The 13,214-nt window shown below is 50.5% G+C and carries 8 protein-coding genes and 1 pseudogene; 4 read left to right on the forward strand and 5 right to left on the reverse strand.

The window, feature by feature from the left end:
* Complete coding sequence (locus JMI88_RS00980) at positions 1–804, reverse strand: DeoR/GlpR family DNA-binding transcription regulator (protein ID WP_201359886.1); 804 nt, start codon at positions 802–804, stop codon at positions 1–3.
* Between the two features lie 207 nt (positions 805–1,011).
* Here JMI88_RS00980 and JMI88_RS00985 point away from each other — a divergent pair, with 207 nt between their 5' ends.
* The 4 genes from JMI88_RS00985 to JMI88_RS01000 all read left to right on the forward strand — a co-directional run bounded on the left by JMI88_RS00985 (position 1,012) and on the right by JMI88_RS01000 (position 5,549).
* The gene (locus tag JMI88_RS00985) at positions 1,012–1,716 is read left to right on the forward strand and encodes a ribulose-phosphate 3-epimerase (protein WP_201359887.1); all 705 of its coding nucleotides are present in this window, start codon (positions 1,012–1,014) and stop codon (positions 1,714–1,716) included.
* An 88-nt stretch (positions 1,717–1,804) separates the two neighbouring features.
* Positions 1,805–2,881, forward strand: a complete 1,077-nt coding sequence (locus JMI88_RS00990; RefSeq protein WP_201359888.1) for a Gfo/Idh/MocA family protein — start codon at positions 1,805–1,807, stop codon at positions 2,879–2,881.
* The gene (locus tag JMI88_RS00995) at positions 2,881–3,708 is read left to right on the forward strand and encodes a sugar phosphate isomerase/epimerase family protein (RefSeq protein WP_201359889.1); all 828 of its coding nucleotides are present in this window, start codon (positions 2,881–2,883) and stop codon (positions 3,706–3,708) included. The genes JMI88_RS00990 and JMI88_RS00995 overlap by 1 nt, the downstream gene beginning before the upstream one ends.
* A gap of 467 nt (positions 3,709–4,175) precedes the next feature.
* Positions 4,176–5,549 carry a pentapeptide repeat-containing protein gene (locus JMI88_RS01000; RefSeq protein WP_201359890.1) on the forward strand — a complete coding sequence of 458 codons (1,374 nt, stop codon included), beginning with the start codon at positions 4,176–4,178 and terminating at the stop codon, positions 5,547–5,549.
* A gap of 362 nt (positions 5,550–5,911) precedes the next feature.
* Here the strand turns inward: JMI88_RS01000 and JMI88_RS40460 are convergent.
* The 4 genes and pseudogenes from JMI88_RS40460 to JMI88_RS01025 form a co-directional block, all read right to left on the reverse strand.
* A pseudogene (locus JMI88_RS40460) lies at positions 5,912–6,283 on the reverse strand (alcohol dehydrogenase catalytic domain-containing protein); the annotation flags it as partial.
* Positions 6,284–6,318: 35 nt separating this feature from the next.
* Positions 6,319–7,323 carry an aldo/keto reductase gene (locus JMI88_RS01015; RefSeq protein ID WP_201359893.1) on the reverse strand — a complete coding sequence of 335 codons (1,005 nt, stop codon included), beginning with the start codon at positions 7,321–7,323 and terminating at the stop codon, positions 6,319–6,321.
* A gap of 354 nt (positions 7,324–7,677) precedes the next feature.
* Positions 7,678–9,297, reverse strand: a complete 1,620-nt coding sequence (locus tag JMI88_RS01020; RefSeq protein ID WP_201359894.1) for a response regulator — start codon at positions 9,295–9,297, stop codon at positions 7,678–7,680.
* 39 nt (positions 9,298–9,336) lie between these two features.
* Complete coding sequence (locus JMI88_RS01025) at positions 9,337–13,110, reverse strand: GAF domain-containing protein (protein WP_201359895.1); 3,774 nt, start codon at positions 13,108–13,110, stop codon at positions 9,337–9,339.
* Positions 13,111–13,214: the final 104 nt, after the last annotated feature.

Here is a 13,214-nt window from a genome sequence, read left to right on the forward strand (position 1 = left end):
TCACATCCCTTGTGACTTGGGAGATGCCACCACGAGCCGAATGTTGTGGCTACTACACCATTTCTGAAGGTAGAGGTTTTCCTGGTCTGTCACCACCACATCAATCTCATCTATTTCACTCACTCGCGCAAAGTCAACGGTGCCGATTTTCGTGTGATCGATGGGGACGATCACTCGCTGTGCCCGTGCAATGACCGCCGCTTTCAGTTGCGCCTCATTGAGGTCAGAGACCGTGATGCCACTCTCGGAGAGACCACTGACTCCAATAAAGGCGGTGTTGATGGTGAAACGGGCCAGATTTTCCAGCGCGAGTGGCCCAACCAGAGACCCACTGATACGACGAAAGTGTCCGCCGAGTAGCACATGGGTCACAGTTGGGAGATCTGCAATGATTTCCACTACTGCCGGCGCATTCGTCAATACGGTCACATAGCGGCCACTTCGCCCCAGGTTCCGGGCAATCTGGGAAACTGTTGTTCCACTATCCAGGAAAATGGCATCTCTATCGCTGATCTCTTGTACACATGCCAATGCAATCGCTTGCTTTGCCTCAGCATTATGGGCGGCACGATTGGCTACTTCCTGTTCTAGTGGAGGACGAACAGCAATAGCTCCTCCATGGGTCCGTTTCAACAAACCGCGCTCCTCCAACACACTGAGATCCTTGCGTAAGGTTGGTTCAGTCACGCCGAAAAGCGTGGTTAGCTGAGCAGTACGAACCTTGCCATGCGCAACGATGAGATCGATGATCTGTTGCTGGCGCTCATCTGCAAAGACAGGTTCTTCATGCGGTCGATGCTTCATATTCATGGCTTCAGTATAGCAGATAGGTTCGAATAGGCGCAAGTATTTTCTATTTGACTTTCTTTTTATTATGTGTTACTTTCTATTTTAGAAACGAAAACAAATCAAAATGTAAGTAACCATTAGAAAAACGAATGTTCATCAGTCAGGTTTGAGACGTGATTCACACCCATTGATTGCGACTCATCCGAGTGAAGGAGAAAGCATATGAGTCTCTGGCAAGTGTTTCCAGACAACCGTCTCCTGGCAGAGCTCTCGCTCTGGTCCGCCGATCTTGCTCATCTAGGCGACGAAATAGGAAGAACGCAACGCTATGCAGACCTCTATCATATCGATGCCTCAGACGGTCATTTTGCACCGCTACTCTTATTTTTTCCTGATCTGGTTGCCAGGTTACGTCCACTTACCAGGACGCTCTTTCACGTCCATTTGATGGCAGAAGGAGCCGCCCTTTTTCAGCAGATTGCAGACTTTAGCCGGGCTGGTGCTGATCTCATTACGATCCATGCTGAGAACGGGGCTACAGTACCAGAGGCGCTGGATGCGATTCAACAAGAGCACGTCGAAGCTGGCCTTGCACTCGGATTAGATACTCCTATCGAAGCCGTGGTTCCCTATCTTGATCGCATCGTTCTCGTCACGATGATGGGAACCGTCATCGGGCTGAAAGGACAGAATCTCGCAGCACAAGCATGCCCACGTATTCGTGCCATGCAACGCTTGTTGAACGCTACTGGGTATGCTGACACGATCAAGATTGCCGCTGATGGTGGCATTCGTGAGCAGACGGTTTCCGCTTTACGCGCAGCCGGAGCCGATACGGTCGTAATGGGGTCACTGGCCTATAACAGTGTGGACCTCGACCAGACCTTTCAATGGCTCTGGTCGTTACCAGAACCGACGCGGGAATGAAGCCTTTGCATTTCACACGGATCTTCCTGGAGAGCAACAACAGCCTCAAGGAGATAGAGGACGCGGACCAGGAAAACAGGGAAAGAAGATGATCGAGAAAGAAGCACGATTACTCAGAATAGGGGTGGTAGGAGCAGGCCCAATTGCACAGGCAGCTCATTTTGAAGCCTGTCGCAAGGCACGTAACGCTGAATTGTACGCCATCTGTGATCTGGCAGACGACCTGGTCACCCAGATGGCTGCGATCCACCATCCACACGTCACCTATCTGGACTACGACGAGATGCTCGCAGATCCGCACGTCGAAGCGATCATTGTGGCGACAGCCGACCAGTTTCACACCTCCATGGCTTCCAGGGCACTTGCTGCTGGCAAGCATGTGCTGGTAGAAAAACCGCTTGGCGTGAGCGTTGAGGAGTGTGAAGCGCTGCGCAAGGATGTTCAGGCATCTGGGCGCCTGCTCCAGGTCGGAACAATGAAGCGCTTTGATCCGGGCATTGCCTTCGCCCATCAGTTCATTCAAGAAGAGATCGGACAACTCCTTGCCCTCAAAGCCTGGTATTGCGACTCCACCTACCGCTACGTCGAGACTGACAATCTCCAACCCATTCCCGTGATGAGTACTCATGCTAGACGACCAGCAGGCAACCCGAAAGCCGACAAACAACGTTACTATTTATTGGGGCACGCCAGTCACCTCGTCGATACGGCCCGCTTTCTGGGTGGCGAGATTGTCCGTGTCCAGGCCAGGCTTGTCGAGAAGTTTGGGGCCTATTGCTGGTTTGTTGCGGCGGAATTCGCCGATGGCAGCGTTGGGCATCTTGACCTGACGATGGCGGTGCGGATGGACTGGCATGAGGGCTTTCAGGTGTACGGGGAATACGGCAGTGTCGTTGGCAAGACCTTCAATCCCTGGTATCTGCGCTCCAGTGAGGTGGAATGTTTCAGCGTGCATGATGGACAGTATCACCGCGTCCTGGGTGCCGATGCCCATGTCTACAAGCGACAAATCGAGGGATTTGCAGAGGCAATTCTGCACGGAGTGCCTCAGCATGGAGCAAGTATCGAAGACGGGATCGCAGTCGTACGCACCCTCGTGGCTATCTCGCGTTCTGTCGAAACGGGCGCATGGGTCTCCGTGGCCGATGTGACAGGAGGCGTGTGATGCACCTGGGTATTTTTGCCAGGACGTTTGCTCGTCCGACCATAGAAGACGTGTTCGATGCGGTAAGAGCGCATGGCTTGAGGTGTGTTCAGTTTAATCTGTCCTGCGCGGGTGTGCCATCTCTCCCAGATGAGATCGCCCCTGCCCTCATCACTCATATTCGCGAGGCAGCGCAGAGCAGGGACATCGAGATCGCTGCTGTTTCTGGCACCTACAACATGATCCATCCCGATCAAGAGGTGCAACAGAGGGGCCTGCGCCGATTACGGACGTTGGCCGCTGCCTGTCAGGGTCTGGGAACGGCCATCATTACGCTTTGTACAGGGACACGCGATCCCGTAGATATGTGGCAGTGGCATCCAGAGAACTCTTCTCCTCAGTCCTGGTCTGATCTCTTACGCGCGATGGAGGCTGCCCTGCGAATCGCTGAGGAAGAGCAGGTGACGCTGGCCTTTGAGCCGGAGCGGGCTAATGTGGTGAGTACCGCCGCGCACGGTCACGCGTTGCTCGCCGCGATGCAGTCCCAACGACTGAAGGTGGTGATCGATCCTGCGAACCTGGTCGTGCCAGGCGATGAACGACCGATGAGCCAGGTCCTCGATGAGGCCTTTGACCTACTGGGAGAGCATATCGTCATCGCCCACGCCAAAGATCGAGGGGCAGATGATACCTTCCGGGCTGCCGGAGAGGGGATCCTTGACTTTGATCACTATCTGCGTCTCCTTCAGGCAAGCAGTTTCCCTGGCCCCTTGATCATCCATGGTCTGGCTGAAGCGCAGGTGGACACAGCCCTTCAGTTCATCTATGACAAGCTCCAGAGGAGGTAAACACCACATGCCATTCTTGCTCATGCCATTGCAGGTGCCACGCTGAAACAGATCACATCAAAGTCCATCGATGCTCAGCAGCACGCAAGAGATATTCAGCACGCTATTGAGCACTTCTTGCTGGGTCTGATGTGAAGATGGACACAGTATGGAGAAGAATTTACCTTCTGCGAGCGTAGTCTTGAGGGGAGATGAAGAACTGCATATTTCCACAGCGAGTACAGACCAGAGCTTGTATAGGAACTCCGTGTGGAAAAGAATAAGTATGCCGGATTTGTCGTATAGATGAAGTGTAACAATAATAGTTCAATTGATTATTCAGCCCATCCCATTGGCCAGATATTGCCAGGATTTATATTCTAGTAGTACTAAATGCCACAGAAAAGTATATACTATAACAAGTTAAAAACACGTAGTTGCAGTCAAAAATGGCTAATATATCTTGCGTAGAATGGACGGTACTCATAATGAATAGTCAGCAACAATCTATAGAAGGAACGCAAACCGCCTTTGCGGCTCCATCCTGGCGTAAGGAGCCAGAGATCGAAAGTACACGGCAGGATTTTTTGCGTCAATGCTTAGCAATTGTCCCTGATGTTCAACAAAATATCTATCCATTTAAAAGTATAAAACTCACAAGGGCTGATATAGAATGGCTGCTGATAAACTATGAGCAAGGCCGCGGCCCTATCGATTGGAGTGATCCGACCCAGCGAGAGCGACAAGGACTTGACCTTCGTGGAGCAGATCTGCGACGCGTCAACTTGCGTGGCCTACCACTTGCCTGCCTGCGTGGTGGCCTGACCCAAAAAGAGTGGATCGCAGCCACACTTGAGCAGCGAGAACAGGCAGCCATACACCTGGAACAGGCAGATTTGAGCGAGGCCCATTTGGAAGGGGCGATCCTACGCGGCGCGTTCCTGCAACATGCCTCGCTTCGCTACACATATATGCAGAAAGCGACGCTCTTTCAAGCCCACTTAGAGCAGGCTTATCTGCGCAGGGCGCATCTCGAAGGAGCCAATATGATGTATGCACACATGGAAGGGGCTTATCTGCGCAAAGCCTGTCTCACAGGAGCTGACCTGCGTAATGCTCATTTCGATAGTGCCACTGCCCTCGAAAAAGTTACGCTGTATGATAAACAATGGGGCTGTGTGCTGCTTGCTGATATCCACTGGAACGATTGTAGCCTCTCGCTTATCAACTGGAAGCGCATGGTACCGTTGGGCGATGAGGCACAGGTCCGCGCTTTATCAATACGCGAAGACAGTAAGAAATCAGTCAAAGAAAAACAGCGGCATATGGATAGGTATCATGGCGCTGCTCGCGCCAACCGTCAACTCGCCAATGCCATGCGCTCACAAGGTATGAGTGAAGAAGCCGTTCCTTTTGCCTATCGCGGTCTGGTCTTACAGCGCGCTATCCTCTGGCTCTATCTCATCTGGGGAACCGACATCTTCTTTGAAAATGAAGGAGAACATACAGGCTTCCATCGGCGGTTACATGCTCTGTGGGGGAGAATACATGCGGGCGCCTCTTATCTCTTCTCCTGGTTTCTCGATATTCTGGCTGGCTATGGCTACAAACCCGAAAGAAGCCTGGGTATTTATCTCTTCACAGTAATAGCTTTTGCTGGCAGCTACCACTTCACGGGCGGACTTTCATGGAACGAAGCGCTGATCTTCAGCATCACCTCGTTTCATGGGCGTGGCTTTCTCCCGGGAACCTACTCGCTCGCCAACCCTGAAACAGCGCTCGCGGCCTATGAAGGGATCATCGGACTTTTTATCGAGGTCAGCTTTGTCGCGACATTCACCCAACGCTTCTTTGGGAGATAACATGCAGCGAAAATTCACATAGCATTTGACACGACCTGGGCGCACCCCATACCCATCGCGGTCTTGTAGCCGATACCACGATAAGTCGCCAACGAAGCGCAGGCGAGAGAAATCGTCGCACACGATCCCTTTGTGCTGGCGCGAGTTGTTGAACCGCACCTGCATCCCTGGCATGCCTACTTCAATCAGTATCAAGTTCGAAGCTCTCAATCAGGAAGCTAACGCGGCAGCCATCTACGCTTGAGATTCAGACATGTTCTTTCTCCTCATTATCAGGTTCTGGGGACGTGCCCTGGTGCCTGCTCTCCGCAAGGCCATGTTCGCGTGGGCGAAGACCGGGTGCTGAACGGGTGACAATCCGCTGGGACCCGAACGGCTTCGCCCTGGCCTCCATCATTGGGACCACCCCAGAACCCCACATGCACGCATGAGCTTTGCAAGCCCGCACGACAGAATTCGCAGGTGCCATCCGATGTCACGAAAGGTGAGATCACGCGATCCCCTTTTTTGATGGTGCGCACCTCCGCCCCGGCCTCCTCGACAATCCCCATCCACTCGTGCCCCATGCGATCTCCCGGCTTACGTGGATCGATACCGCGATAGGATCACAGATCCGAGCCACAAATACACGCATGCGTCACACGGGCCACCACATCGGTTGGTGCCTGAATGATGGGATCGGGGACCTGGTCGATGCGCATATCTCTGGGTCCATGATAAACGGTTGCTCTCATATTTTCTCCTTTGGGATCTGCTTCTTCTGACAGAGCTAGCGGAATGCTATATCTTTGTCGCGCTCACGGGGGAGCTGATACCAGATATCATCACAGGCTGCCAGCAGCTGCTCATCGAGGGTAAGATCAGCGGCGGGGAGCGTTTGATCAAGTTGCTCAGCTTTGCTCGCCCCCACAATGGCAGAGGTAATTGCCGATTGAGCCAACACCCAGGCCAGAGCCACCTGCGCCACCTGCACATGGCGCTCATCACACAACTGCTTGAGCTGGTTCACGGCACGCATCTGCGCCTCCTGCCAGTAGCGAGCACGATAAAGCTGTCCGGCATGATCAAGTGTAAAGCGTGTTCCCTCCTGAGGAGCTTGTCCGGGCTGATAGCGTCCGGTGAGCACACCGCCTGCCAGCGGATTGTAGCTAATCACACCGATCCCCTGATCCTGAGCCAGCGGGAACAGCTCCGCTTCAATGTGACGGAACAACAGATTGTAGCGCGGCTGCACCGAATCGAAGCGCGCCAGTCCCAGTATATCGCTAGTCCACAACGCTTTGGCTAGCAACCAGGCGGGATAGTTGGAGCAGCCGATATAGCGCACTTTGCCACTATGAACCAGGTCATTCAGCGCTCCGAGCGTCTCATCGAGTGGCGTTTCATAATCGGGAAAATGCATCTGATACAGATCGATATAGTCGGTCTGCAAACGGCGTAGGCTGGCCTCAACCGCCTGGAAGATATGCTTGCGCGACCCACCACGATCATTGGGACCAGTACCCATCGGGAAAAAGAACTTGGTAGCCAGCACAATCTGTTCGCGTCGCCCTTTGAGCCAGTTGCCGATATATTCTTCGGTGCGGCCCTGGGTCTCCAGAGCACCGCCAATTGGATAGGCATCAGCGGTATCAAAGAAGGTAACACCAGAGTCGAACGCTTTGTCCATAATGGCGCGTGACGTCGGTTCATCGCACTGGTTTCCAAAAGTCATCGTCCCAAGACAGATTTCCGAAACCTTTAAGCCCGTGCGTCCTAAACGGTTGATTTTCATACTGTTCTCCTCACATTCTGATGAGTTATCCTCTTTACTTCTTGTTGTCTATCTGGCAGGTCTCATGCCCTCTCGAAGCCGGTTCTTCCTTTGAAGAAAAGTCCAGCTTGCCTACAAAAGCAGAGGGGCATGTTCTCTGTCTGGTAGTCATTATAGACGCCCTGGAGCACAGGATGGTAGAATGATTGTCGAAAATGATTGTCTGATTCTGCAAATCTTCCAGACGAACGATGGAGAAACAAGAGAAGGGGTTCCGATTAGTTATATCTCCTTCATGCTTAGATAACAATGGTCTCTTGCTGCGCCTGATAACAAAGCACATCCTACTCGATATCATTTGATGGCTATGTTCTGCTACACGGATAGGCGCAGTTTGTCAGCTAGCAGACTGGCGCAGAGCAGTGCGTGCTCGCGCTGCACCACTGATAGATCGTAAAAGCGCAGGGTGTTGAGCGCGTGATAGAGCAGGGCCGCATAATACTCGTTCATATGGTCATATGGTTTATGCCCTAAGATGTTCCATGCCAGATCTCGCACATGCAGAACTGTCGCATAAGCTTTATCAAGGGCAGCATTATTCGTCGAGAAGCGCGATTCCAGGTCCTTGAGTTGCTGAAAATACTCAATACTACAAAGTGCCTCCTCCATACGAAGTCGCTCATCCAGAGTCGCTTCGTGTCCCGCAAGTAGTTCGAAGCGTACCACGGAGTCGAGTTGGGAGAGATCGCGTAAAACATGTCCCTGGCCGGTTCGCAGGAAATCAATGAGCCAGGTGTTGTCGTTTTTATCGAGGAGGATGTTATGTGAGTTCAAGTCGCCGTGTGTGATGCAGGTATAGGTAGAGTAAATAAGAGGCCGTCGACTTGTGGTGACACGTACAGGATCAGTAAATGTACGCTCTTCATGCAAGTCCTGAAAATGGAGCCGCTGTCCTCTCTGCACCAACGGACTGAGAGCCTGTAACCCCTGCTCTAAGCGTTCGGGCGTAAAACGAAGGAGTCGCTGATAATCATCTGTCAGGTTAAGAGGCTGCAGGTGATTTTTGTCGCCGTACCAGTTACCACATGTCTCATGGAAGAGATTGTCAATCGCCTTCTTAATAGTGGTGCGTTCGGCGTGGTGATAAAATTGCTCAAAGTCTTCCGGGCTCGTATTAGCAGCCCCCACGAATGAATAGATAATTCCTCCCAGATGCTGTGTCTGGCGCAGATCATGGACAATCGTGCTGCGACCGCCACCTATCCTGTGCTCAATGTATTCTTTGAAGTTCGCCTGTTCTTGCTTGATCTTATCAATGCTTCCAAATTTCACAATCACGGTGTTTTTCGCCCCAGCCTTAGTAAATGGCTGCACTGAGAGCACACCGGTGGCACTTTGACCGGGAGTAACAGGATGGATCAGAACTCTTTCGGCGTCGTAGAAAAGGCGACAGAGGAGATCGTCTAGCTCCCGCCACATTAACTGCTGCAGATCTGTGCCTTTCGCAACCCTCGTTCCATTCATGGCCAGATTGACAACGACATTCTCCTCATCATCGTTGCCCTGCCAGATTGTATCAAGCGCCAGATTGATCTTCAATTTTTCGGTAAAGACCTCCTCCAGGCTCTCTAACAACGTTTTTTTATTAAAGTTACTCTTAGAAAGGAAGTCCGCTACTCCATAATTCCTGAACGCCGTGCGCATATACTCTGGTCTATCGTTATTTGAGAGCATGATGATTTTCACCGCCTTACTGAGGTTGCGGTTCTGGAGTTCTTGCAGGAGTTTTAAACCGTCTTCATTCTCTGGATCATTATCTTCCAGGCGAATATCGAGTATAAGAATGTGATAAAGATCTTTTGTTAGCAGTTCAAGAGCCTCGTCCGCTGAGGCAGCAGCCTGGGCGAAATAACCGTTGCGCAGCAGCGTTACGACTGGTTCACTCCGCCAATTTTCTTCATCATCGACGATCAGGACGCGTCCTTGTCTTGACATACTCAGTGTTTATCCTTCTACTATTTAAAAACGAAGCTTTCACGCCGGGCAACCAGTATTTCTGTCCGCCCTGGGCAGGAGCAAGGTAAAAGTAGCTCCCTGCCCTGGTTGGCTCTCAACTTTCAATTCGCCGTTATTTCTATAGGCGTTACGTTGTGCGCTCCACAGGCCAAAACCAGAACTTCCCTTTGTTGAATAGAAAGGGTTAAATATATATTTTTGTATATGTAAGGGAATACCGACGCCGCTATCAATCACTTTTAAGGCCACATAGCGTCCTTCATTAAGGGCAGTCAGGGTAATAGTTCCTCCCCGAGGCATTGCTGTGATAGCATTGTCGATGAGATTGCGTAGGATATCGAGTACCAGTCCATGTATTGCAAGGACGGCCCCAACATCCTTAGCGCTCTCCACACGTAGTTGGATCGGCGGTGAAGATGGAAGTGGCACAAGCGATTGCGCTTCTTCGAGGAAGATCCTGGCGTCAGTAACGACAGGTTCATCCATTTTCTCTAGCGTGCTCGTCTGTACCCTGCTCTTCAAATCTTTACTCCAACCCAGTGTGGTTCGTGCAATCTGTACAATTTTTTCCAGTCTTTCCGCGATGAACGCGTTCATGTGGTTATGTTCTTCGAGTTCATCACGTATATTATCGATACTTAGCTCAATATGTCCCCATTCATTCCCGAGTCGATGTATTAACTCAAAGGCAGACTGACCAATATTAGTCATGAGGTCTGCAGCTAAGGCTCGCTGCTCGAGTTCCTGGCTTTCTTGCTCAGTTTCCAGGCGATAAATTGTACTGGCGAGTTGTTGTGCTAATCCCTCGAAAAAAAGGATGTCGCCTTCCTTAAAGTGGCCTACCTCCTTATGACTTACCCCTAAAGTGCCATAGAGATGTTCGTGAAAGATGACGGGTATCACAGCCAACGAACGGGTTTCAGGATCTGATAATTTCGCAGGTCCTATTCCCTTCGGCAGCTTGTGTGCATCAACAATGGAGATTGTGTGCCGCTCACGCGCAACCTGTCCATTAATACCTTCGTCGATCTTCATCGTTTGAAAGGGAGGAATATGTTCTGGATGAGAGGAACGAACTGCCACTAATTCCTGTATTTCTTCGTTGTAGCGACGCAGCGCGATTTGTCCATTGCAATGTTGTTTAGCGATGCGTAGTATGGTATCATAGGCCTGCTCAAGCTGGTCTAATGTAGTAACAATGCCAAGTTCCTTCCCTGCTTCGTACAACGAACGGAAGCGACTGGCCTCCAGTTTCTCCGCCTCATACTGTTCGGCATTGCGCAGGGCAATAACAGCAAGATCTGCCAATCCTTGCAGCAGTTCCTCATCCATTGGACTGAAGTTCTTCGCGATGGGGCTCTCGATATTCAATACGCCCCGCAATTCACCTCCCTGCAACATCGGTACCGCCAGTTCAGACTTCGCGCCTGGAAAATATTCTAGATAGATATCTTTATCGGGAGAACGGGTGAGATTGGCGTTGATAAGTTTTTTCGTGCGGGCAACGCGGCCGACAATGCCTTCGTCTAATCTCTGGCGGCGATTTTTTTTATCTTCCGCAATGTTGCGTTCTTCCGCGACCCATAAATCTTGCTGAAGCGGGTCATATAACATCAGGTTGCCCAGGTTAGAATGTGTCAGTTCTAATGCCTTATCCAGAATGAGATTAAAGATGCGGCGCTGATCAAATTGCGCCACAATTTCCTTGCTGATCTCATTTAGCGCGCGGTGGTCAGCGGCAAGACGTTTTTCTCGCTCATATGCCTGTGCTGTTTTGACTGCCAGCACGACCTGTCCTGCCAGCGTTTCGAGAAAATTCTGATCTTCCTCGCTGAATGCTGCCTCCACCTCGCTTTCAAAATTGAGAACGCCAACCACTTCCTCGCCATCAAGCAGTGGCACATCTAGTTCTGACACGGTGCGCGTATTGTCGCCAGCGGGAATGTACTGATCTCGCCATCTCTCCTCTGTCTGCACATTCATCACCCGAGCGGTTTCTTTATGTTCTAATACCCAGCGAGTAATGCCCGTTGTTCCCTCAAAGGGAATGTTCACCCGGCGTCGCGCTTCGCTGTTGCGACCAATGGCAGCCCTTGTTTCCAAAAATTCGGTTTGCAGATTATAGATTAAAATCCCTGCTCCGTCCGCTGGTACAATTTTTCTGTCGCTCACTTCGTACAAAAGCGTATCAAGGACGCTTTGCAACTCCAGATGACGATTGAGTGCCTGATCGACTTTTTGCAGAATCTCTAATTCATGGATACGCCGCTGGGACATCTTATCCAGCGTGCGCGCATTGTTCATGGCGATAGCCGCAAAGTGGCTCAAGCCCTCAATCAGCAGTGATTGAGGACTGTCAAAAGACTGCGGCTGGCGGAAATTGACGAACAAGACCCCAACTATCTCATTGCCCACCACCAGGCGTGCGGCAGTCGCAGAACGAATACCTTCACGGTGTTGAAAATTTCCCTGCGGAGAGGTGATATTGCTGGCTAGCAAGGTGTAGAGCTTACTTGCTTCATCCGCGAAAAGTGGTTTTTCACGGTTGAGCATCAATCTGGCAATATCATCCATACGACGGGGGATCATCAGTTCTCTTGAATTCGGATCTTGCAGTGTGCCTGCTATATAGGGCTTAATGAAATCTCGCTTGAGGTGAAAATATGGGTAGAGGACAACTACGTCAGCCTTTGTGGTGTCAAGAATCTGCTTTGCCGTTGCTTCCAACGTGCGTTTTGAGTCTGTTTGTCTCGTAAGTAATTGACCAGTCTCGTTGAGCAAGCTCAGACTGCTATATAAACGGATATTCCATAGAGCCAGGGCAATATGATTGGCTAACATTTGTAGAATAAACACATCTTCTTGATCATATGTATAAGGGAGTGGATGCTGGATAGAGAGAACGCCAAGGGATGTATTATGCAGGAGTAACGGGATATAGATCAGCGATTCTTCAACTTCTGTATCGGGGATGTGGCTGACCAGAAATGGCTGGTTCTTTTTCTCTTCACTGAGATGCTGGATAAATTGTTTTTCCTGTGTTTCGAGCACATAGAGACAGGCACCTTCAGGAACTCTGAGTTCGCGCCTGAATGGGCGGCCTTTTTCTTGTAAATAGATATCAAAGATGTTGGTTTGTGGCTCATAGACAACTAATAATAAGGAAGCACTCATATCCAGGATACCCGCGACATGCTTCCGCAATTTCTTAAATAAGGTCTCGATGTCTGACAAATCCTGATTGATTTCCTGACCAATACGCGCAACTTCCTGGTGGCGCCGAAGCAGCCATGTCTGCTGAAGAAGAAATGAGGCTTGCGTAAGAAAGACATGAAATGTTTTTTGTGTTATTTCGTCCTCATCGATGTAAGCTTGCAGCCTCTTGAAATAGAGGCAGAGAATGCCCAGTGGCTTCTGATTGTGTTGTATGCGCAAAGGATAGGCTACCAGGGAGCGGATATCGTGCGCCTGAGTAAATAGATTCTGATACTCAGGTCTCTTGTCCAGATCGTCAATCTGTATGCTTCCTCGTTCCAGGGTCTGCCGTACAAGTAGCTCCGGATAGGGCTGATTGAGCGTATCCTCGCTTTCATCTGTGCGCTCGGTTACTGTTTGTGATGCTGTAAAGTGACGTGTAATGGGATTAATTGCGAAAATGCTGCAACAGGAAGCTTCAAAAAATACATGCGCTGTCTGTGTGATATGATGCAGTGTACTAACAAGATCAGCGGGATCCCCTTTCCTTTGCATCAATGTATCTAACACGTCGTTTATTAGATAAGGTATTTCCATGTATAAAGCCTCCAGCTATAAATCAGCTCCTAAACTCTTTTCATGAATTTTTATTCATCACATTCATTTTACTATATTTTCTTCTTATTTTGCATATCTTTATG

The sequence above is a fragment of the Dictyobacter formicarum genome (assembly GCF_016587435.1).

Excerpts from the sequence above, each read along its gene's own strand:
- JMI88_RS00980 (WP_201359886.1), bottom strand. The coding sequence starts at position 804 with ATGAAGCATCGACCGCATGAAGAACCTGTCTTTGCAGATGAGCGCCAG.
- JMI88_RS00985 (WP_201359887.1), top strand. The coding sequence starts at position 1,012 with ATGAGTCTCTGGCAAGTGTTTCCAGACAACCGTCTCCTGGCAGAGCTC.
- JMI88_RS00990 (WP_201359888.1), top strand. The coding sequence starts at position 1,805 with ATGATCGAGAAAGAAGCACGATTACTCAGAATAGGGGTGGTAGGAGCA.
- JMI88_RS00995 (WP_201359889.1), top strand. The coding sequence starts at position 2,881 with ATGCACCTGGGTATTTTTGCCAGGACGTTTGCTCGTCCGACCATAGAA.
- JMI88_RS01000 (WP_201359890.1), top strand. The coding sequence starts at position 4,176 with ATGAATAGTCAGCAACAATCTATAGAAGGAACGCAAACCGCCTTTGCG.
- JMI88_RS01015 (WP_201359893.1), bottom strand. The coding sequence starts at position 7,323 with ATGAAAATCAACCGTTTAGGACGCACGGGCTTAAAGGTTTCGGAAATC.
- JMI88_RS01020 (WP_201359894.1), bottom strand. The coding sequence starts at position 9,297 with ATGTCAAGACAAGGACGCGTCCTGATCGTCGATGATGAAGAAAATTGG.
- JMI88_RS01025 (WP_201359895.1), bottom strand. The coding sequence starts at position 13,110 with ATGGAAATACCTTATCTAATAAACGACGTGTTAGATACATTGATGCAA.